General features: G+C 66.6%; 1 protein-coding gene. It reads right to left on the minus strand.

The window, feature by feature from the left end; all coding sequences use genetic code 11:
* On the minus strand, positions 1 to 401 hold a 401-nt coding region (locus DBR22_RS25035), incomplete at both ends, for an alpha-L-rhamnosidase N-terminal domain-containing protein (protein ID WP_258229396.1).

Here is a 401-nt window from a genome sequence, read left to right on the forward strand (position 1 = left end):
ACCAGGGGCCCGCCCGTGAAAGCCCGCCAGGATGGGCCGCTGGCGACGATTTCCTGTGTGCCGTCCGCGTATTCGAGCCGCAGTTCAACCTTGACCGCAGGCTGTTCCCCGTAAAACGGTGTGGCGAAGCCGTGGAAGCCGTACTTCTCGGTGAACCAGCCGCCGGCCAGCCAGATCCCGATGGCGTTGGCGCCGGGTGCCAGCAGCGCCGTGACGTCCGTGGTCTCGTGGTTCAGCCGGTCGGCGTAGGCGGTCCAGCCCGGCTTCAGGATCTGGTCATCCACCTCGCTGCCGTTGATTTCCGCCTGGTATACGCCGTGGGCGGTGGCAAACAGCGTGGCCTTGGCCAATCCTTCCCCGACTGTGAACTCATGCCGGAGCTGCCCTGGCTGGCCTAGCGG

The organism is Arthrobacter sp. HMWF013, assembly GCF_003061105.1.
Classification (GTDB): Bacteria; Actinomycetota; Actinomycetes; order Actinomycetales; family Micrococcaceae; genus Arthrobacter.